The 26,794-nt window shown below is 62.5% G+C and carries 20 protein-coding genes and 4 tRNA genes; 15 read left to right on the forward strand and 9 right to left on the reverse strand.

The features are described from left to right. Positions 1-27: 27 nt before the first annotated feature. The 8 genes from I6L45_RS06110 (at position 28) to I6L45_RS06145 (ending at position 8,063) form a co-directional block, all read left to right on the forward strand. On the forward strand, positions 28-1,128 hold the full coding sequence (locus tag I6L45_RS06110) for a glycosyltransferase family 9 protein (protein ID WP_216983708.1): 1,101 nt from the start codon (positions 28-30) through the stop codon (positions 1,126-1,128). Positions 1,129-1,384: 256 nt separating this feature from the next. Next, positions 1,385-2,011 (forward strand): guanylate kinase, encoded by a 627-nt coding sequence (gene gmk, locus I6L45_RS06115; RefSeq protein ID WP_216983709.1) that lies wholly within the window; start codon positions 1,385-1,387, stop codon positions 2,009-2,011. A gap of 79 nt (positions 2,012-2,090) precedes the next feature. Next, a complete protein-coding gene (gene rpoZ, locus I6L45_RS06120; RefSeq protein WP_005307060.1) occupies positions 2,091-2,366 on the forward strand; it encodes a DNA-directed RNA polymerase subunit omega in 276 nt (91 codons plus the stop codon). Between the two features lie 135 nt (positions 2,367-2,501). Beyond that, the gene (gene spoT / locus I6L45_RS06125) at positions 2,502-4,619 is read left to right on the forward strand and encodes a bifunctional GTP diphosphokinase/guanosine-3',5'-bis pyrophosphate 3'-pyrophosphohydrolase (RefSeq protein WP_210549701.1); all 2,118 of its coding nucleotides are present in this window, start codon (positions 2,502-2,504) and stop codon (positions 4,617-4,619) included. Between the two features lie 107 nt (positions 4,620-4,726). Continuing rightward, the gene (gene trmH, locus I6L45_RS06130) at positions 4,727-5,458 is read left to right on the forward strand and encodes a tRNA (guanosine(18)-2'-O)-methyltransferase TrmH (RefSeq protein WP_216983710.1); all 732 of its coding nucleotides are present in this window, start codon (positions 4,727-4,729) and stop codon (positions 5,456-5,458) included. Further along, positions 5,458-6,120: a CatB-related O-acetyltransferase gene (locus I6L45_RS06135; protein ID WP_216983711.1), complete on the forward strand. Its 663-nt coding sequence runs from the start codon at positions 5,458-5,460 to the stop codon at positions 6,118-6,120. The genes trmH and I6L45_RS06135 overlap by 1 nt, the downstream gene beginning before the upstream one ends. Beyond that, on the forward strand, positions 6,117-7,157 hold the full coding sequence (locus I6L45_RS06140) for an alpha/beta fold hydrolase (RefSeq protein ID WP_216983712.1): 1,041 nt from the start codon (positions 6,117-6,119) through the stop codon (positions 7,155-7,157). The genes I6L45_RS06135 and I6L45_RS06140 overlap by 4 nt, the downstream gene beginning before the upstream one ends. Before the next feature lie 93 nt (positions 7,158-7,250). Next, positions 7,251-8,063 (forward strand): Cof-type HAD-IIB family hydrolase, encoded by an 813-nt coding sequence (locus I6L45_RS06145; RefSeq protein ID WP_216983713.1) that lies wholly within the window; start codon positions 7,251-7,253, stop codon positions 8,061-8,063. A gap of 48 nt (positions 8,064-8,111) precedes the next feature. Here the strand turns inward: I6L45_RS06145 and I6L45_RS06150 are convergent, their stop codons facing one another. After that, entirely contained in the window at positions 8,112-8,426 is a 315-nt protein-coding gene (locus I6L45_RS06150; RefSeq protein ID WP_043763717.1) for a hypothetical protein, read from the reverse strand. Positions 8,427-8,637: 211 nt separating this feature from the next. On the opposite strand from I6L45_RS06150, the gene I6L45_RS06155 reads away from it, so the two are divergent. Beyond that, positions 8,638-10,281: a methyl-accepting chemotaxis protein gene (locus tag I6L45_RS06155; protein WP_216983714.1), complete on the forward strand. Its 1,644-nt coding sequence runs from the start codon at positions 8,638-8,640 to the stop codon at positions 10,279-10,281. A gap of 4 nt (positions 10,282-10,285) precedes the next feature. Here I6L45_RS06155 and I6L45_RS06160 read toward each other — a convergent pair whose 3' ends face one another. The 3 genes from I6L45_RS06160 to I6L45_RS06170 are packed head-to-tail and all read right to left on the reverse strand — an operon-like array spanning position 10,286 to position 15,253. Further along, positions 10,286-11,563, reverse strand: a complete 1,278-nt coding sequence (locus I6L45_RS06160; protein WP_216983715.1) for a sigma-54 dependent transcriptional regulator — start codon at positions 11,561-11,563, stop codon at positions 10,286-10,288. Beyond that, positions 11,547-13,997 (reverse strand): ATP-binding protein, encoded by a 2,451-nt coding sequence (locus I6L45_RS06165; RefSeq protein ID WP_216983716.1) that lies wholly within the window; start codon positions 13,995-13,997, stop codon positions 11,547-11,549. The genes I6L45_RS06160 and I6L45_RS06165 overlap by 17 nt, the downstream gene beginning before the upstream one ends. Next, a complete protein-coding gene (locus I6L45_RS06170; protein ID WP_216983717.1) occupies positions 13,994-15,253 on the reverse strand; it encodes an ABC transporter substrate-binding protein in 1,260 nt (419 codons plus the stop codon). Before I6L45_RS06170 ends, I6L45_RS06165 begins: the two co-directional genes overlap by 4 nt. A gap of 313 nt (positions 15,254-15,566) precedes the next feature. Between I6L45_RS06170 and I6L45_RS06175 the strand changes: the two genes are divergently transcribed. Together I6L45_RS06175 and pyk are read left to right on the forward strand one after the other, a co-directional pair. After that, on the forward strand, positions 15,567-16,904 hold the full coding sequence (locus I6L45_RS06175) for an MFS transporter (protein WP_043808845.1): 1,338 nt from the start codon (positions 15,567-15,569) through the stop codon (positions 16,902-16,904). 67 nt (positions 16,905-16,971) lie between these two features. Then, positions 16,972-18,462, forward strand: coding sequence for a pyruvate kinase (pyk, locus tag I6L45_RS06180; protein WP_216983718.1), 1,491 nt, complete (start codon positions 16,972-16,974; stop codon positions 18,460-18,462). 30 nt (positions 18,463-18,492) lie between these two features. Here the strand turns inward: pyk and I6L45_RS06185 are convergent, their stop codons facing one another. From I6L45_RS06185 to I6L45_RS06205, 5 genes are all read right to left on the reverse strand, one after another. After that, positions 18,493-18,912 carry a ricin-type beta-trefoil lectin domain protein gene (locus tag I6L45_RS06185; RefSeq protein WP_367947697.1) on the reverse strand — a complete coding sequence of 140 codons (420 nt, stop codon included), beginning with the start codon at positions 18,910-18,912 and terminating at the stop codon, positions 18,493-18,495. A 272-nt stretch (positions 18,913-19,184) separates the two neighbouring features. Then, positions 19,185-19,261: transfer RNA gene (locus I6L45_RS06190), tRNA-Pro, on the reverse strand. A 64-nt stretch (positions 19,262-19,325) separates the two neighbouring features. Next, positions 19,326-19,411 (reverse strand) — tRNA-Leu (locus I6L45_RS06195). Between the two features lie 20 nt (positions 19,412-19,431). Then, positions 19,432-19,507 (reverse strand) — tRNA-His (locus I6L45_RS06200). A gap of 51 nt (positions 19,508-19,558) precedes the next feature. Beyond that, a tRNA-Arg gene (locus I6L45_RS06205) sits at positions 19,559-19,635 on the reverse strand. 254 nt (positions 19,636-19,889) lie between these two features. On the opposite strand from I6L45_RS06205, the gene I6L45_RS06210 reads away from it, so the two are divergent. From I6L45_RS06210 to I6L45_RS06225, 4 genes are all read left to right on the forward strand, one after another. Continuing rightward, entirely contained in the window at positions 19,890-20,480 is a 591-nt protein-coding gene (locus I6L45_RS06210; RefSeq protein WP_043763732.1) for a TetR/AcrR family transcriptional regulator, read from the forward strand. Continuing rightward, complete coding sequence (locus I6L45_RS06215; protein ID WP_216983720.1) at positions 20,477-21,583, forward strand: efflux RND transporter periplasmic adaptor subunit; 1,107 nt, start codon at positions 20,477-20,479, stop codon at positions 21,581-21,583. Before I6L45_RS06210 ends, I6L45_RS06215 begins: the two co-directional genes overlap by 4 nt. Positions 21,584-21,598: 15 nt before the next feature. After that, positions 21,599-24,679 carry a multidrug efflux RND transporter permease subunit gene (locus I6L45_RS06220; RefSeq protein ID WP_043808961.1) on the forward strand — a complete coding sequence of 1,027 codons (3,081 nt, stop codon included), beginning with the start codon at positions 21,599-21,601 and terminating at the stop codon, positions 24,677-24,679. Between the two features lie 121 nt (positions 24,680-24,800). After that, positions 24,801-26,759, forward strand: a complete 1,959-nt coding sequence (locus I6L45_RS06225; RefSeq protein WP_216983721.1) for an ATP-binding protein — start codon at positions 24,801-24,803, stop codon at positions 26,757-26,759. The last annotated feature ends 35 nt before the right edge of the window (positions 26,760-26,794 follow it).

Below are 26,794 nucleotides of genomic sequence, written 5' to 3' on the forward strand. Positions count from 1 at the left end.
TCCATTTTGCCATCGTTGCGCCACATCATGCCGCTGTTCCAAACGCCGCCCTCCTCTATCTGCATCCTGCGCCTCTCCGCCATCGGCGACTGCTGTCACGCGCTGGCACTGGTGCGCGTCATCCAGCGGGCGTGGCCAGAGACCCGCATCACCTGGATCACGGGCAAGATTGAGGCGACCCTGTTTGCCGACCTGCCCGGTGTCGAGGTCATCCCTTTCGACAAGAGCAAGGGCTGGCGAGGCTATCGCGAGCTGTGGCAAACCCTCAAGGGACGCAGGTTCGATGCCCTGCTCCATCTGCAGGCGGCCTTGCGGGCCAGCATCGCCACCTTGGGGATCCGCGCCAAGGTCAAACTCGGTTTTGACCGGGAGCGGGCCAGCGACGGCCAGTGGCTGTTCACCAACCACAGCGTGCCGTCCCCCGCCTCTCCCCACGTGCTGGACGGCTTCCTCGCCTTTGCCAGGGAGCTCGGCATCCAGGATCTTACCCCGGACTGGCAACTGCCCATCAGCGCCGAACACCAGGCCTGGGCCAGGGAGAAGGTGGGCGGCAAACCGACCCTGCTCATCTGCGCCGCCGCCAGCAAAGCCTTCAAGAACTGGACGGCGGCCGGTTATGCCGCCCTGGCGGATCACGCCGCCAACCGGGGCTTTCAAGTCTATCTGTGCGGCGGACCGGCCAAGCTGGAACGGGATCTGGCTGCCGACATCCAGCAGCTGAGCCAGAGCAAGCCGGTGGATCTGGTGGGGCAGACCAATCTCAAGCAGTTGCTGGCGCTGATCAAGGAGGCCAGCCTGGTGCTGGCCCCGGATACCGGCCCCGCCCACATGGCCACCCTGGTGGGTACCCCGGTGATCGGCCTCTATGCCCACCATAACCCGGCCCGCACCGGCCCCTATCTGTGCCGCGACTACCTAGTAAGCGTCTATCAGGAGCTGATTGAGCAGGAGACCGGCAAGCCCCTGGCCGAGCTCGGTTGGCGCACCCGCCTCAAGGATCCGGACGCCATGGGCAAGATCACCCGCGAACGGGTCATCGCCGCGTTTGACCGGCTCTGTGCCGATCGTCAGCTGTTGCCAGCGGCGGGCAATTCGGAAATACCGAGCCCTGAGGCAGGGATAATCTGATGGCCCTCCCCCGGCAGCGGGGGCAGAATGGCAACCAATGTGGGTAACGCTCCTGCAGCAAGCTACGAATACTTTGATCGGCTGGAATATGATTCCGGCCGTTTTTTTATCCGCCCCCATCTGCTAACATTCGCCGCCTTTACATCCCCCTGATTCTGACTTTTTCCGCGTTTTGCGTTTGGCTGTCTCCCTTTCGGGCACAAGACGGCGGCCTCTGCTACAACCAAAACTCGGGTCATCGATTAAAGGTAATGACATGGCGCAACAAGGCACTCTCTATATCATCTCCTCTCCGAGCGGGGCAGGTAAGTCCAGCCTGCTCAATGCCTTGCTGACCAAACACAACGGTGCAGGCAAGATGCAGCTCTCCGTCTCCCACACCACCCGCGCCACCCGCCCCGGCGAGGAACACGGGGTGCACTACCACTTTGTGCAGGTGGAGAAGTTCAAGGAGTTGATCGAGCGCGGCGATTTTCTGGAGTGGGCCGAAGTGTTCGGCAACTACTACGGCACCTCCCGCGCCGCCATCGAAGCCTGCCTGGCTCAGGGGATCGACGTCTTCCTCGACATCGACTGGCAGGGTGCCCGCCAGATCCGCGAGCAGATGCCGACCAAGTCCATCTTCATCCTGCCCCCCAGCCGTGAGGAGCTGGAACGCCGCCTGATCGGCCGTGGCCAGGACAGTGCCGAGGTGATCAGGGGCCGGATGGAGAAAGCCATTGCCGAAATGGTGCACTATGACGAGTATGACTATGTCATCATCAATGAAGACTTTGAGCAGGCACTGTTCCAGCTCAGGGCCATTATCGAGTGCCAGCGGCTGGAATTGCGCCAGCAACAGCAGGCCCAGCAAAACTTGCTGAAACAGCTACTGGCAGAGTAAGCCAAAAACAAGTAAACTTTTGCGTCATTTTTAAACACCGCTTTTTCAAACACAGAAAGCCCAAACACTGGAGTCCCGCATGGCCCGCGTTACTGTAGAAGATGCTGTAAAACAGGTAGGTAACCGTTTTGACCTGGTGCTGGTCGCCGCGCGCCGCGCCCGTCAAATCGCGGTACAAGGCAAGGATCCCCTGGTCGACGAAGAGAACGACAAGCCGACCGTGATCGCCCTGCGCGAGATCGAACTGGGTCTGGTCAACAACCAGGTGATGGATACCCAGGACCGTTACGAGCAGCAAGAGCAGGAAGCCGCCGAGCTGGCTGCCGTTGCCGCCATCGCCGAAGGTCGCGGCTAAGTCAGTCGTTTCCCATAGTCGGCGCCCGCCCGGGTGCCGGCTGTTATCCCCATTTACAACCGCTCGAAAACCTCGCAAACTCGAGGGCATACCCTCAATTTCACGGATTGCCGTTTAACCGCTGCGGGGACTGTCTTGTATTTATTTGAAAACCTTAAAGAAATAGCCAGTTCCTACCTGCCAGCCGAGCAGGTCGAGAAGCTCAGGCAAGCCTATGTGGTGGCCCGCGATGCTCACCAGGGGCAGATGCGTTCCAGCGGTGAACCCTACATCACCCATCCTGTTGCCGTGGCCCGCATTCTGGGCGACATGCGCCTCGATCACGAAACCCTGATGGCCGCCGTGCTGCACGACGTCATCGAAGACACCCCGGTCACCAAGGACGACCTGGCCGAGCTGTTCGGCAATGCCGTCGCCGAGCTGGTGTCCGGCGTCTCCAAGCTCGACAAGCTGAAGTTCCGCGATCGCAAGGAAGCCCAGGTCGAGAACTTCCGCAAAATGATGATGGCCATGACCCAGGACATCCGGGTCATCCTGATCAAGCTCGCCGACCGCACCCACAACATGCGCACCCTGGGTTCCTTGCGCCCGGACAAGCGCCGCCGCATCGCCCGGGAAACCCTCGAGATCTTCGCGCCCATCGCCAACCGCCTCGGCATTCACACCATGAAGAACGAGCTGGAAGAGCTCGGCTTCGAGGCGCTCTATCCCATGCGCTCCCGCGTACTGCGGGAATCGGTGCGCCGCGCCCGTGGCAATCGCCGCGAGATCATCGACTCCATCCAGAGCGAGATTGAGGGTCGCCTGCGGGAAGCCGGCATCGACGCCCAGGTGAGCGGTCGCGAGAAGAACCTGTTCTCCATCTACAACAAGATGGAGAAGAAAGAGCTGCAGTTCCACGAGGTGATGGATATCTATGCTTTCAGAGTGAGAGTGAAAGACATAGACACCTGCTACCGGGTGCTTGGGCAGATGCACAGCCTCTACAAGCCGCGCCCCGGTCGCTTCAAGGATTACATCGCCATCCCCAAGACGAACGGCTACCAGTCCCTGCACACCTCATTGGTGGGGCCGCACGGTGTGCCGGTGGAGGTGCAGATTCGCACCGAGTTCATGGACCAGATGGCCGACAAGGGGGTCGCCGCCCACTGGGCCTACAAGCAGGATGGCGACAGCTCGGGCACCACGGCCCAGATCCGCGCCCAGCGCTGGATGCAGAGCCTGCTCGAGCTGCAACAGAGTGCCGGCAGCTCCTTTGAATTCATCGAGGGGGTCAAGACCGACCTCTTCCCGGACGAGATCTACGTCTTCACCCCGGAAGGCCGCATCATGGAGCTGCCCGCCGGCGCCACCCCGGTGGACTTCGCCTACACGGTGCACACCGACATCGGCCACGCCTGCGTCGGCTCCCGGGTCGACCGCCACCCCTATCCCCTGAGCAGCCCGCTGCACTCGGGTCAGACAGTGGAGATCATCACGGCACCGGGCGCCCGTCCGAACGCGGCCTGGCTCAACTTCGTGGTGACCACCAAGGCGCGCTCCAAGATCCGCCAGTTCCTCAAGAACCTGCGCACCGAAGAGTCCGTGGTGCTGGGCCGTCGCCTGCTCAACCATGCGCTGGGTGCCAAGAATATCGAAGACATCCCGGAAGCCCGCGTCAAACAGGTGCTGGCCGACACCAAGCACGAGAACCTGCAGGGCTTGCTGGCCGACGTGGGTCTTGGCAATGCCATGAGCGTCATGGTGGCGCGCCGCATGCTCGGTGACGAGCTGCCGCCGGAAGAGCAACCGAAATCCAACAGCAAGAAGATGCCGATCAAGGGTGCCGACGGCATGCTGGTCACCTTCGCCAACTGCTGCCGCCCCATCCCGGGGGATGCCATCATCGCCCACATCAGCCCGGGCAAGGGTCTGGTCATCCACCAGGAGTCCTGCCGCAACATCAAGGGCTACAGCAAAGAGCCGGACAAGTACCTGCCAGTGCAGTGGGAAGTGGACAAGGAGCAGGAGCAGGAGTTTCGCACCGGCATCAGCATCGAGATCGTCAACCACCAGGGCGCCCTGGCGGAGCTGGCCAACGTGATAGCCGCCACCGGCGCCAACATTCACGCCATCAGCACCGAGGAGAAGGACGGCCGGGTCTATGTGGTCACCCTGCTCATCACCACCAAGAGCCGGATCCACCTTGCCAACATCATGCGCAAGATCCGGGTCATGCCCAACGTGCTCAGGGTGAGCCGACAGAAAAACTGAACACAGGCGGCGCAAGCCGCCTGCTGCTTTTCAAGAGACACTCATGGCCCCATGCAGCAGGCCACCAGCCTTGTTGCATGCACCAGCCTCACGACATAGAAACCGATATGACTCCTGAACGCTTCAAGCGCATCACCGACATGCTGGCCCAGCGCCAGCTCGATTTGACCGTCTGCATGGAAGAGGTCCACAAGCCGCACAACCTGGCCGCCATCGTGCGCACCGCCGACGCCATCGGCATCCACCGGGTGCACGCGGTCTGGCCCAAGAGCTGGATCCACAAGCGCAAGGGCACTGCCCGCGGCAGCCAGAACTGGGTGGACGTGAAACTGCACCCGGACATCGGCAGCGCGGTGGCCGAACTAAAGGCCTCCGGCATGCAGATCCTGGCGACCCACCTCTCCGACAGCTCGGTGGACTTTCGCGCCATCGACTACACCAGACCCACCGCCATCCTGGTGGGCCAGGAGAAGCACGGCATCGGCGAAGAGGCGCTGGCCCTGGCCGATCACCATATCGTCATCCCCATGGTGGGCATGGTGCAGTCCCTCAACGTCTCGGTGGCGGCCGCCGCCATCCTCTACGAGGCCCAGCGCCAGCGCCAGCTGGCCGGTTGCTATCAGCGCGGCTGCCCGCTCAGCCTGGAAGAGCAGAACACCATCTTGTTCGAGGGGGGCTATCCCGTCTATGCCCAGCTCTGCAAGGAGAAAGAGATGCCCTACCCCCAGCTCGGCCCGGCCGGCGAGATCCTGGCGGACGAGCGCTGGTGGCAGCAGATGCAGCTGACCCGCAAGGGGTGGGCCGCGCAACAGGAAGAGGATGAATGGCAGGATCAGTGATGGAGAATCCTTTTGGCAGCTGGCTGGAATCCCAGGTCATACGGGATCACCTGACCAACCCCAATATCGAGGCCGGGGAGTACAGCTACTACTCCGGCTACTACCACGGCAAGCCGTTCGAGGATCACTGCGTACGTTATCTGCTCGGTGACGGCTCGACCCGTGACACCTGGGAGAGCGGCGTCTGGGGCGAGGTGGATCGCCTCATCATCGGCAAGTTCTGCTCCATCGGATCCGGTGCCACCTTCCTGCTGGCGGGCAATCAGGGCCACCGCATGGAGTGGGCCTCCACCTTCCCGTTCGATCCCGGTATCTTTGGCGAGGGGGTGCAGAGCGGCTTCCAGCGCAAGGGTGACACCCGGGTCGGCAACGACGTCTGGATAGGCTCGGAAGCCATGATCATGCCGGGCGTCACTATTGGCGATGGCGCCGTGATCGCCACCCGCGCCGTGGTCACCCGGGACGTGCCGCCCTACACCATAGTGGGCGGCAATCCGGCCAAACCGATCCGTCTCCGCTTCGACGAGGAGCGGATCGCCATGTTGCAAGCCATGCAGTGGTGGGACTGGCCGCTGCCCCGTTTGCAGGCCGCCATGCCTCTTATCTGCTCGAGCGACATAGCGGCGCTCTACCACCATTGGCGAGAGGAGCTTGCCCGATGAAATATTTCTCTCTTCCCCTGCTGGCCCTGACCCTGTTTTCTGCCGGAACCCTTGCCGTGAACAACCCCTATCAGCTGACCACCGAAGCCGACGTCCCCACTCTCTATCAACAGACCCTGCCCGACTTCTGGCGTGAACATGCCGTGGAGGGGGAATTCAAGGGCAAGGACGGGATCGCCATCCGCTATGCCGCCCTGCGCCAGCCCAACGTCGATCGCGCCATCCTCATCGTCAACGGCCGGGTCGAGAGCTACCTCAAGTACCAGGAACTGGCCTGGGATCTGTGGCGCCAGGGCTACAGCCTCTACCTCATCGACCATCGCGGTCAGGGAATGTCCGGGCGCATGCTGGCCGACAAAGAGAAGGGATATGTCGACCAGTTCGACGACTATGTGCTGGATCTCAAGCAGTTTCACGACGAGGTGATCCTGGCGGACAAGCCCGCCAGCCTCTTCCTGCTGGCCCACTCCATGGGCGGCGCCATCTCGGCCCGCTATCTGGAGCGCTGGCCTGACGACATTCGGGCCGCCGTGCTCTCCTCCCCCATGATGGGCATCAACCTCGGCGGCCTGCCCAAGTGGCTGGCCAAGGGAGTGACGGCCACCATAGGCACGGTCGGCGGCTGGTTGGGCGAGCCCCCCTACGGCCCGGGCCAGGGGCCCTATCAGGATCAGGGCTTCGCCGACAACGAGCTGACCCACAGCACGGCGCGCTATCAGGCCTTCCGCCAGATCTACGAGCAGCATCCCCAGGTCAAGCTCGGGGGAGCCACCGCCCACTGGATCCATCAGGGCATTACTGGGGCAGATGCGGCGATCGCCGATGCCGGCGCCATCAGGACGCCGCTGCTGCTGCTGCAGGCTGGCGAGGATAGCGTGGTGGACAACGCGGCGCAGGATGCCTTCTGCGCCAGGGCCAAGTGTGAGGGAGGCAAGCCGCTGCGCATCGAAGGCGCCTGGCACGAGCTCTTCATCGAGGCGGATCCCCAGCGCCAGGCCGCGCTCAACGCGACTCTGGCCTTCTTCGCACGCCACTAACACCTGGTTATTTTTTGTATCCCTAAATAAATGGGGTCGCGGGAGCGGTTGCTGTACACTGCTCCCGCTTTCATTCGTAACCCCGAGGTGATGATGTATAAGGTCGTTGTATCCGATCTCGATGGCACCCTGCTCAACAAGCAGCACCAGATCTCCCCCCGCACCCGTGACACCCTGCACCGTCTGGTGGAACAGGGCGTGAAGTTCGTGGTGGCCACCGGCCGACACCATGTGGACGTGCGCAGCATTCGCGATGCGCTCGGCCTCGATATCTACCTCATCACCTCCAATGGCGCCGTCGTCCACGACAAGCAGGATCAGCTGGTCTACAACCAGGCGCTGCCGGAGAACGTGGCGGCCGAGCTGATCGCGCTGGAGCGGGATCCCTCCATCCACCTCAACGTCTACTACGGCGACGAGTGGCTGGTGGAAGAAGAGCTGCCCTGGTTGCTGCAGTTCCATCACGACTCCGGCTTCACCTATCGCCTGGCGGATCTCGCCAACCACCCGATGGACAGGATCAACAAGGTGTTTTACATCGGCGACCACGAGAAGCTGCTGAAGATCGAGGCACACCTCAACCAGCAATATGGTGATCGGGTCAACGTCACCTTCTCCCTGCCGGACTGTCTCGAGGTGATGCACGCCGGGGTGCACAAGGGCAACGCCGTGCGCGCCGTGCTGGAGCAGCACGGGCTGGAGATGTCCCAGGCGGTGGCCTTCGGCGATGGCATGAACGACTTCGAGATGCTGAGCATGGTGGGCCGCGGTGTGGTAATGGGCAACGCCCACGATCGCCTCAAGCTGGCCCTCACCGGGCACGAGCAGACCCTGAGCTCCGATGAGGATGGTGTCGCCGTCTATCTGGAGCAGCTATTCGCCCTCGGGAAGATCACCGCAGCCTGATCCCCTCGCCATGGATGCCACACCGGGTGGTATCCATGGGCTCGCCGGTCAACGCTCGAAGCTGTGACCGCACCCCTGACAACGGTATTGCCGGGAGATCTGGCGATCCAGGGTGCGGCCCAGCCACAATCCCGCCCCGCCACCGGTCGCCCCGCCCAGCAGGGCTCCACCCAGCGCCCCCGCGATGGCACCGAGCGGCACGCCAATCCCCCCCAGTGCGGCCCCCATGCCGGCCCCCACCTTGGCAAAGCTGGCTGCGCAGGCAAAACCGCCAGCGGCCCCGCATCCCAGCGCGCAGGCTCGCCCTACCCGCTCATCCAGTGCTTTCTCGACCCCTTCCTTCAGACATTTCGGACATCTCATGATGCGCCCCCTCTGACCGGCAGAATAGAAAACCTGTTCACTCCTTGAACAAGTTTCGCTCCGATCGGCATCGGCTGCACTCGATTATGTGCCGGTAATAACTCAAATTTTTCTGGCTCCCGTCCGATTGCGTGACACCCGTATGAAGCCCACCCATTCCCTTGGCCCGATAATGGAACGTCACTCCTCTCCCCTTGCGAGACTCACCGTCATGACACTCCTCCATCATTTGTCCCTCACGACCAAGACCCGTCTGCCCGTGGTGATCGTGTTGATCATCATGTCCAGCGTGGTCGCCGTCGCCTACACCAGCTTCACCGAACAACTGCGGGTCAACCGCACCGTCGTCGAGCAGATACTGCCGGTACAAAATTCACTGGAAGATGCCTATCGCGACCTCTATCAGGTCATCGCCGCCGGCCAGGGTCTCATCGTGGGCGGTCTCGGCACCGACAATGTGGCGCACCAGAAGGCGGAGTTTCTTGATAATGGCCACAAGGCGAGGGACAGGATCAGCCAGGTACAGACCCTGATCGACGCGGGCCTCATCGGCAGAGAGCATCAGGCCTCGCTGGACCTCATGCTGGCGGAGTTCGATCGCTGGCTCGCCCACTATCAGACCGTCTTTGCCGATCCCCACGGGAACAGCCATCAGCTCTCCAGCCAGTTCCAGACGTCACAACAGCAGTTCACTCTTATCCGCCAGCAGCTCAACCAGCTCAAGGATGCCATCGAGCAGTCCCAGCAGCAGCTCAGGCAGGAGGTCGAGGCCTCGAGCCAGCACGCACAGCAGGTGCTGGGCCTGGGCACCCTGATCGCCATTGTGCTGGCTCTGGTGCTCACCTGGGCCGTCACCCGGCTCACCCTCAAGCCCCTCGACCAGATGCAACGGGCCCTGGAGGACATCGCCCAGGGTGAGGGGGATCTTACCCGCCGCCTCACCCTCACTTCCCGCGACGAGATAGGCATCCTGGGCGCCACCTTCAACCGCTTTATCGGCCAGGTCCACAAGATTGTCGGCGACGTCAGCCAGACCGCCGATGCGGTCCAATCCGCATCCCGCCAGCTGCACGTCCTGATGGAGGAGATGGTCACCCATGCCGAGGAGCAGCAGCGCCAGAGCGATCAGATTGCCACCGCCGTGGAGGAACAGAGTGCCACCAGCGCCCTTATGGTGACCCACGCCAGCCGGACCGAGCACGCCTCCGCCGAGGCGGCCGGCCAGGTACAGAGCGCCACGACGGACCTGATGAACACGGTCACGGCGATGGAGTCCCTGGCGCGGGACATTCACGTATCGGAGCAGGGAATCCAGCGACTGGAGCAGGATGTCGGGCACATTTCATCGGTGCTGGAGGTGATCCGCGGCATCGCCGAGCAGACCAACCTGCTGGCACTCAACGCCGCCATCGAAGCGGCACGAGCCGGAGAGCAGGGGCGCGGCTTTGCCGTAGTGGCCGACGAGGTGCGCACCCTGGCCAGCAAGACCCAACACAGCACGGGGGAAATCCAGCAGATGATCGAGCGGCTGCAGCAGGGCAGCCAGCAGGCGGTACAGAAGATGGGGGCCAGCAGCCACAGCGGGACCCTGGCCGTCAGCCAGGCGCACCAGACCCGGGAGAGCCTGGGTCAGATGACCCGGGCCATCACCATCATCAACGAGATGAACACCCAGATAAGGGATGCCGCCCATGAACAGAGCGGCGTCAGCACCGAGATCAACCGCAACCTCAGCGTCGTCACGGGCAACGGCCGCGCCATGCTGGAGAACCTGGAGCGCATTCGCCAGACCTGTGGCCAGCTCGAGACCCAGAGCCAGCAGCTGGCCACCCGGGTACAGCAGTTCAAGATCTGATGGCTCAGCCGGCGGGCTTGAACTGCTCCTTGTCGAGATTGTGCTTCTTCATGCGCAGATAGAGCTTCTTGCGCGGGATGCCGAGGTACTGGGCCGCCTCGGTCACCCGTCCCGAGAACAGGAACAGGGTGTCCTCGATGACCCGCCGCTCGAACTCCTCCACCAGATCGTCCAGCGGCTCCTTGGCATTGGCGAGCGGGATGGCCCGCTCCGCCCCGGCCAGCTTGACGATGCCCACCGCATAGAGCTCGGCCACGTTGCGCAGCTCCCTCAGGTTGCCCGGCCACTGGTGGCGCTTGAGGGTCTCCAGATAGGCGCGATCCACCGCTGGCACCGGCTTGCCAATCCGCTTGCATCCCTGGCGCAGGAAGGTGCGAAACAGGGGGATGATGTCGCAGCTGCGCTCCACCAGGCGGGGCAGCTTGAGCCGCACCTGGGAGAGGAAGTAGTAAAGCTCCGGCATCAGCTGATGCTGCTCCACCAGCCCTTCCGGTGACTCCTCGAACAGGGCAATGGTGCGCAGCGACTTGCCTCCCCTGCGCTCCTGCTCCAGCAGATGGTTGCCGAGCCAGCGCTGGCTCTCGGCCGTCAGCCGGGCCGGGGACTGCAGCACCAGGGTGCCCTGATCGGCCTGCGCCAGGCTCTCCTGCACCTCGGCCAGCGAACTGGCCGACACGCAGTCATGCAGGTGGAAGGCCTGCTCCCTGCGGGCGCTGATCTTGTGCAACAGCTGCGCCAGGGTGTGGCGCCCCGAGCCCGCAGGCCCCTCCAGCATCAGGTCCTTGTCGGTCTGGGCCAGCTGGTTGATCTGGTTGCGGATGGCGACGATCTGCGGGCTGGTCCCGATCAGCTCGTCGTCGATCGTCTCCTGGATCTCGTTGCGCCGCGCCAGCACCTCGCTGCGCTGCTTGCAGGCCCGCTCCAGCAGCCCCAGCAGGGCCTGCGGGTTGAGCGGTTTCTCCAGGAAGTCGAACGCCCCCTGCTTCACCGCCTTCACCGCCAGGGGGATGTCCCCATGGCCGGTGATCATGATGACCGGGATCTCGGCATCGATCTCGTGCACCCGGGTCAGCAGCTCCATGCCGTTCATGGCGGGCATGTAGATATCGGAAACCACGACACCGGGCCACTGGCTGGCCAGCAATGCCAGCGCCTCGTGAGGGGAGGTGGTCGCCCTGGGCTGATAGCCGGAAAGCCGCAGCAGGTGACAATAGGATTCCAGCACGTCCTCATCGTCGTCCACCAGCAAGACGTTGGCCGGGCGATTACGGGGTAGCAACATCGACAGACTTCTCCTCGTTCAAAGACACTTCGGTTTCGGCCTCCTGCGGCTTGGCCGACGGGGGATCGCCAAACTCCAGGACAACCATGGCCCCTCCCCCCAGGGCGGAGCCCAGCAGGATCCCGGCATCACAGCGGGCCAGCAGGGAGCGGCAAATGGTCAGCCCCAGGCCCAGCCCCACCTCCTTGGAGGTGGTGAAGGGGGTAAACAGTCTGGGCAGTATGGCCTCGCCAAAACCGGTGCCGCTGTCGGCGATCCCGATTTTCAGCCGGCCGCCACGCAGCTCCAGCAGCAGCAGACGGATTTCGCGCCGCTCCCGTCCGGCGACGGCGTCCATGCCGTTGACCAGCAGGTTGACCAGCACCTGCTCCACCAGCACGGGATCGGCCTCGATCCAGAGCCCGGCGGGCAGCTCATTCTTCAGGGTACAACCCTCCCGCTTGGCCCGGGTCTCCAGCAGCAGCAGCGCCTGCTCCGCCAACTCCCCGAGTTCGAGCCGGACCCGGGTCTCCTCGGTCGGCGACTTGCGGGCGAAATGGCGCAAGGCGTTGATGATGCGGCTCATCCGCTGGACGAGCATCTCCATCTTGCCGAGATCCTTGTCCAGCATCTGGATCTCTCCGGCCCCGAGGGCGGTCCGGCTGGTGTAAAGGTACGTCATCATGGCTGACAGGGGCTGATTGAGCTCATGGGCAAGGCTGGTCATGGCCTGCCCCACCACTGCCATCTTGGCTGCCTGGATCAGCTCATCCTGGGTCTGCAGCAGGTTGCGCTGGGCCTGCTGGCGCTGCACCACCTCCGCCGCCAGCAGGCGGTTGTTCTCGGTCAGCTCGCGGGTGCGCTCCTCCACCAGCTGGCCCAGTTCCCTGGCGGTCAGCTCCTGGCGGGTCACATCCGTGACCGTGATGATGAAGCGATGACCGCGCCCCTGCTCGAAGCGGCGCAGGTTGAAGTGCAGGAAGCGCGGGGCCTCGTCGGGCCCGGTGGCGACGGTGCATTCGCCATGCCCCAGCCGGTGCAGCGGCTGATCCGGCTCAAACTGGCTGGCCAGCACGGCGCCCGCCTCCTCGGGGAAGACCTGCCACAGAGGCAGATCCGCCCTGATGGTTGCCTGCCTGAACAGGGTCAGGGCGCTCGGGTTGACCGATTCGATGGTGCCGTCCGGATAGCAGGTGATGAGGCAGGCCTGGGTGTTGTTGATGAGGTTCAGGGCGTTGGTGCGCTCCATCTGCTGCAACTGCTGGCAGAAGTGGCGCAGGCTCTCCCCCAGCTGGCCAATCTCGTCCCGCCCGCCGGTCTGGATAGGCACGTCCATCTTGCCGGCCGCCACCCGGGCCAGATCCTGGCCCAGCACATCGAGCCGTCCGATCAGTCGCCGCCCGATCAGCACCACCAGCACGAAGATGCTGAGCAGGATGACGAGCGCCAGCACCACCAGGATCACCAGCTTGCCGGTCGCCACCATCTGGCTGCTGTTGTGGCCGAGCACGTGGAGGGAGCTGTTCGCCTCGCTCACCGTCTCGCTGACCCGCTGGTGATAACGCGAGACGGCGTCGTCCAGCTTGGGGCGCAGGGCCATCAGCCGCTGGTGGGTCAGGGCATCGGCCTGCAAGAGCCGGTGCAGCTGGCCATCCGGTTTCACCAGGGTGACGATGTCCTGCAGGATCTGGCGATAGCTGACGGTCGAGGGGTACTCGGCCAGCCGGTAGGTGAGCTCGTCCATCTCGTCGATCTTGTAGCCGATGAACAGGAAGGCGCTCTCGAGATCCTGCTGGTAGCGCTGGTCAATCACCTCGCTGACCAGTGCCTGCAGCTCGTTCTCCTTGAAGGTGAGATCCTGCAGGGCAGAGAACTCCTTGATGACATTGCCAAATTCGCTCATGTCGTCGGAGCTGGTCACCATGCTGGTGAGGTGCCACTCCACCTCCTGCAGCAGGGGCGCCACGTCGTCCACCAGATCCTGATGCAGCCAGTTGCTGCGCTTTTGTAGCTGCTGCAGCGTCTCGGCATGGGCGATCTGCTGCTTCAGGTAGCGGGCGTGATCCGCCACCAGGGCGCTCAGCTCCGCAAAGGCCTTCTGCCTGGCCAGCACCTCGTCATCGCTCTGCAAGCCCAGCAGGTAAGCCTGCTGGATATCCTGCAGCGTGGTGGAGACCGAGAGGGAGAGCCGCTTGTACTGTACCGGATCCCGGGTGTCGCGCAGCTGCGCCAGCAGCAGCAGCAGGCGGGAGCTGGCCCGCTCCAGCTGGTAGGCGCTGCCGACGGCGGGCAGGCTCTCCCTGACGATCAGGTTGACCTGTTGCCCCAGCCTGTCCCACACCATGTAGGCCGCCATTCCCATGATCCCGGTCAGGGCCATGATGGCCAGGAAGGCGAGGATCAGCCGCCGCCCCAGGCTGCTCGGCAGACGCAGGCTGCGTCCCAGGCGGCTCATGGCTTGCCGGCCTGTTCGACCAGCCGCAGCGCCTCGTTCAGCCGCGCCTCCGTCGTCTGGCGCCACTGGTGCATCACGCGCTCGGCCTGCGGGTTGCCCTGCTCCCTGTCATACATGCCGTCAAACAGCGCCAGCAACGCCGGATCCCTGGCCTCCCGCTCGCTCAGCGGCGGCGTGCTCGCCAGCAACTTCGCCTGTTCGAGCAGCCTGATCCGTTCGGGATCGCCGCGGGTATCCACCCCGTTGATCCCGCGCCAGGCCAGCTTCAGACTCGGCAGCTGCTGGGTGATGGTCTGCTCGAACAGGGCCTTGAGCAGCCCCGCCCGCCGGTAGAGCAGCCCCTTGTCGGTCACGTAATGGGTCTGCCTCGCCAGGTCTGGCTGGCTCAGGGTGGTCTTGGCCATGCCGGGGGTGCCGATGATCCCCTGCCCCTTGTCGGAGAGCAGGTACTGGATGAACAAGGCGCCGTTCTTAGGGTTGGCCGTGCTGCGGGGCACCCCGAGATAGGTCGGCAGGATCACCGAATCCGCCATGGTGCTGAAGCCGATGTGCTTGAAGAGTGCCTGGCTGTTGAGGGCGTAGCTGTCGATCACGGGGCCCGCCCCGGCCAGACCGCGGGCGATGCCGTCGCTCACCCCGAAGCTGCGCGCCGTGATGGCAGACAGGTTGCTTCCCAGGCGCATCAGCAGGGCCCAGCCCCGATCCCAACCATATTGTTGCAGTATGCTCTCCACCATCATGTGGGTGGTGCCGGACTGGGAGGGGGAGCTCATCATGACGTGGCCCATGAATACCGGCGACGCCAGCTGCTGCCAGCTGGTGGGCTGTGGCAGCTGATATTTGGCCAGATAGTGGCGGTTATACATGATGCCACTGCTGGAATATCCCACCACCGCCACCTTGTTGCTTAATCCCAGGGTATGGGGACTCAACCAGTCCGGTGGAATGGTGGTCGTTGGCAAGGGGGCCAATAGCCCCTCTTTGTCGAGTGTGTTAAAAAAGGTCGGTGACGATGACATGATAATATCGACCGACGGAGCCTCCCCCTCCGCTAATAAGCGCAGTGACGGGATGGTTCGCCGATATATCACCTCGACCCGGATATCAGGATATTGCTGAACGAATCCGTCTATCACCGATTTGACCGGCGTCTCCGAGAAGGAGGTGAGGACCGTCAGGGACGCGGCCTGGACGGCGCCAAAGGGCAACAATATTGCCGCCAGACTCACGGGCAGCAGTCGAGAAAATAGAGACATGGGATCGGTCTGCTCACTCTCAAAAACGGATTATGTGCGGTACATCTAATATTTGGTTTTTCACCTTGTTTTTATTAGAGGGGAGATGAGCCAATTCTGACCCATCTCTCTTCGGCGATATGACTATTGTTATTCATCGCTTATCAATAAGACAGTCAGAATATGTCATTTCTGACCCGTGCTTTTCCCTCACCCGGGTCACAACTGACCCATTTTTGGCCTTTTGCCGCCGCAATTTCTCCCTTCTTATCATGGCAACCGCGCTCAGAGCTCCCTCTGAAACCATGCTGCCAAAATAGAAACGGAGAACACCATGTTCAACTTCTTCAAGACGCGAGCAGACCTACCGGTCATGGATGCCTCGCCAGATAAAATTCGATCGATTTACCGCAAGTACCAATGGCAGGTCTTCCTGGGCCTGGTACTCGGTTACGCCATGTTCTATGTGGTTCGTATGAGCCTTAACGTGGTCAAGAAACCCATGCTGGACTCCGGCGTGGTGACCCTGGAAGAGCTGGGCGTCATCGGCTCCGCCTTCCTGTTCACCTACGCCGTCGGCAAGTTCTCCAACGGCTTCCTGTCCGACTACGCCAACATCGGCCGCTTCATGTCGGTGGCCCTGGGTCTGTCGTCCATCTGTACCATCCTGATGGGCATGAACACCGCCACCTTCTTCCTGGTGCTGATGTGGGGCCTGAACGGCTGGTTCCAGTCCGTGGGCTCGGCGCCGTCCTGCGTCTCCATCTTCCAGTGGTTCTCGCCCAAGCAGCGGGGCTCGGTCTACTCCATCTGGGGCGGCTCGCGCAACATCGGTGAAGGCATCTCCTGGATCCTGACCGCCACCGTCGTCAGCTACTTCGGCTGGAAGGCAGGCTTCATCGGTGCCGGTATCGCCTCCCTGATCGCCGCCCTGTGCATGTACCTGGTACTGAAGGATCGTCCTCAGACCTATGGCCTGCCGGAACCTGCCGTTGCCTTCGGTGAAACACCGGAAATCGCCAAGAAAGTGGACCCGGCTGAAATCCGCCGCGCCCAGCTGTTCATCCTCAAGCAGCCCGCCGTCTGGCTCATCGCCGCCGCCTGTGCCTGCATGTACATGTCCCGCTACGCCATGAGCTCCTGGGCCGTGCTCTACCTGCAGGAGCAGAAGGGTTACAGCCTGATCGACGCCGGCTTCGCCATGTCGGCCTACCCCATCGCCGGCTTCCTCGGTGCCATCCTGGCCGGGATCATCTCCGACAAGGTGTTCAACGCGAACCGCCACATCCCGACCCTGCTGTACGGATTGGCCAACATCGCCGGCATGTGCCTGATGTTCTGGGGCCCGCAGAGCCGCATGATGGACGCCGTCGCCCTCGCCCTGATCGGTTACGCCATCGGTGGTCTGGTGGTCTTCCTGGCCGGTCTGACCGCCTGTGACCTGATGCCCAAGACCGCAGTCGGTGCCGTGAAAGGCTTCATCGGCCTGTGCTCCTACATCGCCGCCTCCGTCCAGGAGCTGGTCTCCGCCGCGCTCATCAAGACCAGCGAGATCGACGGTGTGACCCACTACGACTTCAGCAGCGCCCAGTACTTCTGGCTCGGTGCCTCCGTGGTCTCCATGCTGCTCGCCATGACGGTGTGGAACGCCAAGAAAGTCGTCAACTACTGATATTTGCCCATAAAAAGGGTGGTCAAGTGACCACCCTTTTTTCACGTCGTCGCAACAGGAGTATCCCATGCGCAAGACCAAGATTGTTGCCACTCTGGGCCCCGCCAGCTCATCGGAAGCCATGGTGGAGAAGCTGATCCTGGCCGGAGCCAATGTCTTTCGGCTGAACTTTTCCCACGGCACCGCGGAGCAGCACCTGGCGCTGGCCACGCGGATCCGCACCATCGCCGCTCGCCTCAACACCCATGTAGGCATCCTGGCCGACCTGCAGGGGCCCAAGATCCGCATCGCCTGCTTTGCCAATGACAAGATCCAGCTGCAGAACGGCGACACCTTCGTGATCGATGCCGGCCTCGGCAGCCATCAGGGGGATCAACACAGGGTCGGCACCGACTACCCGGCGCTGGTCCATGAGGTGCACGCAGGCAACACCCTGCTGCTGGACGATGGCCGCATCCAGCTGCACGTCGAGCGGGTGGAAGGACAACAGGTCGTGACCCGCGTGCTGGTGGGCGGCCCCCTCTCCAACCGCAAGGGCATCAACGTACTGGGCGGTGGCCTGAGCGCCCCGGCCCTGACCGTCAAGGACAAGGAAGACATCCTCACCGCCCGCCAGCTGGAAGCGGACTTCGTGGCCGTCTCCTTCCCCCGCAGCGCCGCCGACCTCGAGGAGGCGAGAACCCTCATCCGCGCGACCGGCAGCGAGGCGGCCATCGTCGCCAAGGTGGAGCGAGCCGAAGTGGTGGCCTCTGTCGAAGCCATGGACGAGATCATCCGCGCCTCCGACATCATCATGGTCGCTCGCGGCGATCTGGGGGTGGAGATAGGGGATGCCCGCCTGCCGGGGGTGCAGAAGAAGCTGATCAAACGCTGCCGCGCCCTGGGTCGGCCCGTCATCACCGCCACCCAGATGATGGAGTCCATGATCGGCAACCCCATGCCGACCCGCGCCGAGGTACTGGACGTGGCCAATGCGGTCATGGATGGTACGGATGCCGTGATGTTGTCGGCCGAATCGGCGGCGGGGCTCTATCCGGTCGAGGCGGTCGAGGCCATGGCGCGCATCGCGCTGGGTGCCGAACAGGAGATGGACCCCGTGCAGCCACGCTGGCGCAGGGAGCACGGCCAGGCCGACCACTCGGGTCGCTGCATGGCGCTGGCCGCCATGACCTCCGCCTTCAGCCAGGATCGCTCCTGTGGCATCGCCGTGCTGACCAATCAGGGAGAAGCGGTGATCGCCATCTCGCGCGGGGGGCTCCACAACCCGATCTGGGCCCTGTCAGACAACCCGCAGCTGCTCAACCAGATGACCATACTGCGCGGGGTCAAGCCGATCCTCTTTCAGGCACATGCGTCCCAACCCCAGCAAGACCAGCTGATTGCAGCCCTGCAAAAGGCCGACCAGCTCGAGGGCATCCACTCCCTGCTGATCAGCCGCCTCGACTCCCTCGAAGGGGCCGGGCACGAGGATGTCTGCCGTCTGGTCTCCCTGACCGGCGTCGCCCCCCAGCCCGTCCCGGTCGCCCCCACCGCGGCCTCCCACAGCCACCCCCATTGAGCTGACGCGATCTGGCATGGATGACACGCCTCAACGGATGAGGCTATTCAGCTCCAGTCGATCCAGCAGGTTCCCTTCACGCTGCCACTGGAAACTCTGGTTGGCGCCCCCGAAGCAGTCGGCCAGCCGCAGCGGCGTGCCGGCCTTGTGGCGGCGCCCCGCCACATCCAGACAGAGACCGGCCTTGCGGTTGAACAGGCGATCCTCCTGCCACTGCCATTGGCGGCTTCCATCCTCGCATCCGGCCAGGGTCAGCTCGCTGCCACCGCTGGCGACCAGGCAACGCTGCACCAGTTGCAGGGCGCCTGCATCCCAGCCAAATTGCTGGCGGACACTCAGGTCACAGGGCTGGGTGACCAGCCTGTCCCGGGCATCGAGGGCCACGCAGAATCCCCCGTCGGTCACCAGCGCCGAGACCGGAGGAGCGCTCTGCCTGGGAGCGGCCTCCATCCGAAGTTCCTGGGGTTGGGGATGGTAGGTGCAACCAGCGAGGGCCATGACAACCAGCGCCAGGGTGCTGGTGCAAACAGAAGGAAGGGATTTGGGGCATGCGAGCCAGAAAGGGTTCAATCACGAATGTCCATATGCCGAGGATCTCTCCCCAGCATACCCGACCCCAATGCAGGAAAGAGCCGACAGAAATGTAACCGGGCGTGACAGATAGGATGGAAAGCGGACGACAGAAAGCAAAAAACCCCGCCAAGGCGGGGTTTTTCAGAATGTGGTCGGTGATAAAGGATTCGAACCTTTGACCCTCTGGTCCCAAACCAGATGCGCTACCGGGCTGCGCTAATCACCGAAAATATTTTTATTCTACAAAAAACAAAGACGACCATGCGGTCATCCTCGTTATACAGCAAGTATGGTGCGAAGAGAGGGACTCGAACCCTCACACCCGGGGGGCACTAACACCTGAAGCTAGCGCGTCTACCAATTCCGCCACCTTCGCGTACCTGACAAGCTGTAAAATGGGGTGGCTGATGGGGCTCGAACCCACGACAACCGGAATCACAATCCGGGACTCTACCAACTGAGCTACAGCCACCACAGCTGTTTTCGTTCCACAACACCGCCCGTTTAACCGGCGCACTTTTGATGGTGCGCCCGACAGGATTCGAACCTGTGACCTCTGCCTCCGGAGGGCAGCGCTCTATCCAGCTGAGCTACGGGCGCTACGCTGTCGAACGGGGCGCATTATTGATGATGACGCCAAGCTTGTCTACTCTTTTTTTGAGACATAAAACCAAGTGATTGTTTTTCAGTCATTTCTGGCGCTTTTTAAGCCTTTTTGTTTCGTTCAGAGCGGATCCGGCATCATTCGCTGCTTTTGGCTCCCCCCCACCCTGGCCAGATGGTGGGCAATACCTTGACTTGCCTGAAAGCCCCCCTAGAATGAATGAACGTTCATTCACTCACCTCTGATAACCATGGACAAGAAAGAACGCATTTTTGAAGCGGCTCGCGAGATCCTCGGCGAACAGGGCTTCTACGGCCTTTCCATTGCCGTGGTCGCCAAGAAGGCCCGAGTGGCGGCCGGCACCATCTATCGCTACTTCAGCGACAAGGATGATCTGCTCCGTCAGCTTTATGTGCACACCATCCTTCAATGTCATCCCCAGGTCATGGAAGGCGTGCAGATAGAGGAGGTGTCCTATGCGCAGTATCGTCGCCTCTGGCTGAACATCGATGTGATCTTTACCAGCATCCCCAATGCACTCAAGTGCAAATTGCAGTACGAAAGTTCGCCATTGGGGGCTGAATTGGAGCGGGATCCGGTCATAATGGCAGCATGGGCGCCACTTGAGCGCTTCTTTGAGCAGGGACGCCAACAGGGACTCTTCGTCGATCTCCCCGTGCCGGTGTTGCAGTCATTGAGTCTGGATTGCGTGGCCAACCTGGCACAGCAACGCCGGGTTCACGATTTCGAATTGACGCAGGAACAGCTGGAGACGGTGATCCGGGCCAGCTGGAATGCCATTTTAAACCCTCACTTTTCCACCACAGGAGCCCGTTCATGAAAAAGTGGATGGCCATCATGTTGCTGATAGCGCTCGCCCTGTTTGGCAGTGTCATCGGCTTCAATATGTTCAAGCAGAAGAAGATTGCAGAGTTCATGGCCAATCGACCCGAGCCCGAGTTCCCGGTCACCGCCATGGTCACCAAGGCACAGGACTGGGTCCCCACCATAGAGGCGATCGGCTTCATCGAGCCGAACCAGGGGGTCACCCTCTCCAGTGAACTGTCCGGCACCATCGACGCCATCCGGTTCGAATCCGGGGCCCACGTCAAGGCGGATCAGCTGCTGCTGAGCCTGGACTCCAGCGTGGAAAAAGCGAATCTGCTCTCTTCCCAGGCCAGGCTGCCTGCGGCCAAGGCCAAGTTCGACCGCTACAAGAACCTCTACCAGAAGAACTCCATCTCCCGGGATCAGCTGGATGACGCCGAAGCCGCCTACCGCTCCCTGGAGGCGGATATCGAAAGCCTGAAGGCTACCATCGCCCGTCGCGAGGTACGTGCGCCCTTCAGCGGCGCCGTGGGTCTGCGCAACGTCTTCCTGGGCCAGTACCTGGAGCCGGGTACCGAGATCGTGCGCCTGGAGGACACCAGCGTGATGCGCCTGCGCTTCACCGTGCCCCAGACCGACATCTCCAAGATAAGCCTGGGCCAGACCATCAAGATCAATGTGGACGCCTATCCCCAGACCAGGTTTGACGGCCAGATCACCGCCATCGAACCGGCGGTCAACTACCAGAGCGGCCTGGTCCAGGTGCAGGCAGACATCCCGAACAACGACGGCCAGCTGCGCTCCGGCATGTTCGCCCGCGCCAGCATCATACTGCCCACGGTGAAGGACCAGATCGTGATCCCGCAGTCCGCCATCTCCTTCACCCTCTATGGCGAGAACGTCTATGTCATTCACGAGGCTGACGGCGTGAAGCGCGCCAAGCAGGTGGTGGTCAAGGCGGGCGAGCGTCGCGGCGACGACGTGCATGTGCTGTCCGGCATCAAGGCTGGCGACGAAATCGTGCTGTCGGGCCAGGTCCGCCTGAGCAACGATACCAAGGTGCGCGTGGTCGAGAACGATGCCCTGGCCGTTCCGGCACAAACCCCGATGCTGTAAGCGCGGAGATCTGCGATGCGATTTACTGACATATTTATAAAACGGCCTGTGCTGGCGGTCTCGCTCAGCTTCCTGATCGCCCTGCTGGGCTTCCAGGCCATCTTCAAGATGCAGGTACGCGAATACCCCGAGGTGATCAACACCGTCATCACTGTCAACACCAGTTACTATGGCGCCAGCTCGGATCTGATCCAGGGCTTCATCACCCAGCCCCTGGAGCAGGCGGTCGCGCAAGCCGACAACATCGACTTCATGACCTCCTCCAGCCAGCTGGGCAGCTCCACGGTGACGGCCTACATGAAGCTGAACACCGACCCGAATGCCGCGCTGTCCGACATTCTGGCCAAGGTCAACTCGGTGCGCTCCCAGTTGCCGAAAGAGGCGGAAGACCCCTCGGTCACCTCCTCCACCGGCTCCACCACGGCGGTGCTCTACATGGGCTTCACCAGCCCGGAGCTCAACTCCAGCCAGATCACCGACTACCTGGAGCGGGTCATCAAGCCCCAGCTGTTTACCGTGGGCGGCGTCTCCAAGGTGGATCTGTACGGCGGGGTCGAATTCGCCCTGCGGGTGTGGCTGGATCCGGCCAAGATGGCGGCCTTTGACCTGACGGCCAGCGACGTGATGACGGTGCTCAACAGCAACAACTATCAGTCCGCCACCGGCCAGGCCACCGGCTACTTCACCCTGTTCAACGGCAATGCCGAGACCCAGGTCAGCAACATCGAGGAGCTCAAGCGCCTGGTGGTGGCGTCCCGGGACAGCAAGGTGATCCGCCTCTCCGACATCGCCAAGGTCTCCCTGGAGAAGAGCCACGACATCTACCGTGCCAGCGCCAACGGCAAGGAGGCCGTGGTCCTCGCCATCAACGCCGCCCCGACCGCCAACCCCATCAACATCGCCCACGATGTGCTGGAGCTGCTGCCGGATCTCAAGCGCAACATGCCGAGCACCATGCAGGCCAACGTCCTGTATGACTCCACCATCGCCATCAACGAGTCCATCCACGAGGTGATCAAGACCATACTGGAGGCGGCCGCCATCGTACTGGTGGTGATCACCCTGTTCCTCGGTTCGTTCCGGGCGGTCATCATTCCCATCATCACCATTCCCCTGAGCCTCATCGGCGTGGTGATGATGATGGACATGTTCGGCTTCTCGATAAACCTGATGACCCTGCTGGCCATGGTGCTGGCCATCGGCCTGGTGGTGGATGACGCCATCGTGGTGCTGGAGAACGTCGACCGTCACATCAAGGAGGGGGAGGAACCGTTCCGGGCCGCCATCATAGGTACCCGGGAGATCGCCGTGCCCGTCATCGCCATGACGGTCACCCTGGCGGCGGTGTACGCGCCCATCGCCCTGATGGGGGGCATCACCGGCTCCCTGTTCAAGGAGTTCGCGCTGACCCTGGCGGGCGCCGTCTTCGTCTCCGGCATCATCGCCCTGACCCTGTCGCCCATGATGTGCGCCAAGATGCTCAAGGCCAACGAGCAGCCGGGCAAGTTCGAGCGCACCGTGCACGAGCTGCTGGACCGGATGACGGCCCGCTACGACGCCATGCTCCACGCCGTGATGCAAAAGCGTCTCGTGGTGGTGGTGTTCGCCATCATCGTGTTCGCCAGCCTGCCGATGCTGTTCAAGTTCATCCCGAGCGAGCTCGCGCCGAACGAGGACAAGGGCGTCATGGCGGTGCTGGGGACGGCGCCGTCCAACGCCAACCTGGACTACATCGAAAACACCATGGCGGACGTGAACAAGATCCTGGATGACCAGCCCGAGATAGCCTACTCCCAGGTCTTCTCCGGGGTGTTCAACTCCAACCAGGCGTTCGGTATCGCCTCCATGGTGCCCTGGAGCCAGCGCGAGGCGAGTCAGAAAGAGGTGCTGGATCGGGTGGCCGGTCTGGTGCAGGACATCCCCGGGATGGCCATCACCACCTTCCAGTTCCCCGAACTACCGGGTGCCTCCAGCGGTCTGCCCATCCAGTTCGTCATCACCACCCCGAACAGCTTCGAGAGCCTGTTCCTGATCGCGGGTGAGATGCTGGCGGCCACCCAGGCCAACGGCCAGTTCGTCTACTCGGATCTCGATCTGAACTACGACTCGGCCACCATGAAGATCAGCATCGACAAGGACAAGGCAGGGGCCTACGGCATCACCATGCAGGACATCGGCACCACCATGGGCACCATGATGGCGGATGGCTACGTCAACCGGATCGATCTGGATGGCCGCTCCTACGAGGTGATCCCGCAGGTGGAGCGCAAGTACCGCCTCAACCCCGAGTCCCTCAAGGGCTACTACGTGCGCGCCGCCGACGGCAAGTCGATCCCCCTGGGCAGCCTGATCAAGATTGAAGTGGTGGGAGAGCCCCGCGCCCTGCCCCACTTCAACCAGCTGAACTCCGCCACCATAGGCGCCGTGCCGGCACCTGGCGTGGCCATGGGGGATGCGATCAACTGGTTCAAGGCGACCGCCGAAGAGAAGCTGCCCCAGGGCTATCGCTACGACTTCATGGGGGAAGCCCGCCAGTTCGTGACCGAGGGCAACGCGCTCTACGCCACCTTCGCCCTGGCTCTGGCCATCATCTTCCTGGTGCTGGCGATCCAGTTCGAATCCGTGCGTGACCCCCTGGTGATCATGGTGTCGGTGCCGCTGGCCATCAGCGGGGCGCTGATCGCCCTGGCATGGGGCATGGCCACCATGAACATCTACTCCCAGGTGGGGCTCATCACCCTGGTCGGTCTGATTACCAAGCACGGCATCCTGATCTGCGAGGTGGCGAAGGAGGAGCAGCTGCTGCACGGCATGAACCGGATGCAGGCAGTGATGCAGGCCGCCAAGGTGCGTCTGCGCCCCATCCTGATGACCACGGCAGCCATGATCGCCGGCCTCATCCCGCTGCTCTATGCCACCGGCGCCGGGGCGGCCCAGCGGTTCAGCATCGGCATCGTCATCGTGGCGGGTCTGGCCATCGGCACCCTGTTCACCCTGTTCGTGCTGCCGGTGATCTACACCTTCCTGGCCTCCGAGCACAAACCCCTGCAGGAATTCGACGAGTCCATTCCGGCGAAAGCCAAGGGTGGTCACTGATTGCCTGCCCACAGCAACAAGGCCCCTTTCGGGGCCTTGTTTTTATCCATTGGATGACACACGACATGAGTCCATGAAGCAGTTACACTAAACCGCACTCAATCCAGACCGCAAGGACGCCATGTCAGGAATCTTCCCCAAGGCCGTGGGCCTTAACGGGCTCTCTTATCGCCTCCTTTCCTACATTCTGATCTGCAGTACCGTACTGGCACTGGCCATCACAGTGCTGCAGCTCGCCTGGGACTACAACAAGGACGTGACCGTCATCGAAGCGAGCATCGACCAGATCGAAGCCTCCTTCCTGCAGCCCATCTCCGCCAGCCTCTGGAACCTGGATGAAGAGCAGGTCAAGGTGCAGATCGAGGGCATCATGAACCTGCCCAACATGCAGTTCGTGATGGTCAAGGAGATGCTGGGCAACTCCGAGGTGCCCATGCTGACCCAGGGGACGCAACAGGCCCAGTACGACATCTCCCGCGAGTTCAACCTCACCTATCAGGGGGAAGTGGTCGGCAAGCTGTTCGTCGCCGCCTCCCTAGATCAGGTCTATCAGCGCCTGATAGAAAAGTCCGTGCTCATCCTGGTCAGCCAGACCATCAAGACCCTGGTGGTCTCCTTCTGCATCCTGGTCATTCTCTACTATCTGGTGATCCGTCATATCAACCGCATCGTCACTTACGCCCAGAAGCTGAGCTTGGATCGGCTGGCCGTGGAACTGACGCTGGAAGGCCGCCCCCTGCCCCGCAAACATCCTGACGAGTTCGACGCGCTGGCGGCCACCCTCAACCAGATGCGTACCCGGCTGAACGACGAGTTCACCGCCCGCCATCAGGCCAGCGAGCAGTTGCAGCAGGAACGGGACTTCTCCGCCACCCTGATCAATTCCGCCAACATGGTCATCTGCTGCATGGAGCCGGATCTCAACATCGCCAGCATCAATCCGGCTGCCATCCTGCTGACCGGCTACCACCATCAGGAACTGCTGCAACACAACTGGCTGGATCTCTTCGTCGGCCCGGAACAGCGAGACGAGCTGGCGGCCACCCTGGCCGACCAGGGCACCCTCGAGAACAGGGAGATCACCATGCATGACCAGCAGGGCGACGAGCTGGTCCTGCAGTGGACCTTCGCTCCCTTCTACGAGGGGCCCAACCTCAAGTATCTGATCGGTTTCGGCTACGACATCACCCGCCTGAAGAAGGTGGAGCGGGAGATCACCCTGTTCAACGAGCAGCTGGAAGGCAAGGTGGCAGAGCGCACCCGCAGTCTGAGCGACGCCAACAACCAGCTCGGCAAGGCCTATGACGATCTCAAGCAGGCCCAGCAGACCCTGGTGGAGTCAGAGAAAATGGCCTCTCTGGGATCCCTTGTTGCCGGCGTGGCTCACGAGATCAACACCCCCATCGGCATCAGTGTGACCGCCTCCTCCTACCTGCAGGAGCGGGTGGCCGACTTCAAGCAGCATATCGAGGCCAAGCAGCTCTCCCGCTCCTACCTCAACGAGTTCACCCAGAACCTCGACGAGTCGATGCAACTGCTGCAAGGCAACCTGAGGCGCGCCTCCGAACTCATCGCCAGCTTCAAGCAGGTGGCGGTCGATCAGTCGTCCGAGGCACGTTACAACTTCAGCCTCGCCGACAACCTGCACCAGGTGGTGGTCTCCCTCGGCTACAAGCTGAAGAAGGCCCAGTGCGAGGTCGACATCCAGTGCGATCCCAGACTGTCGATCTTCTCCTTCCCCGGCAGCTTCACCCAGATCTATTCGAACCTGATCCTCAACTCCATTCACCACGGTTTCGATGGCTGGGACAGGCCCAGGAAGATCACCATCAAGGTGGAGCAGCAGGGCGACGAGCTCATCATCGACTACAGAGACAACGGTCGCGGCATCCCCCCGGAGATACTGCCGCGCATCTTCGACCCCTTCGTCACCTCCAAGCGGGGTCAGGGCGGCAGCGGGCTCGGCACCCACATCATCTACAACCTGGTGGTGCAGCTGCTGCGCGGGCGCATCCACTGTGCCAGCGAACCGGGCCAGGGAGCCCAGTTCCACATCAGCCTGCCCATCCAGCAGAACTGAACGCCGGCTCTTGTGAGCCGGCCACTTTGTCCCCA

This window comes from Aeromonas sp. FDAARGOS 1415 (assembly GCF_019048365.1).
GTDB classification, from domain to species: domain Bacteria; phylum Pseudomonadota; class Gammaproteobacteria; order Enterobacterales; family Aeromonadaceae; genus Aeromonas; species Aeromonas taiwanensis.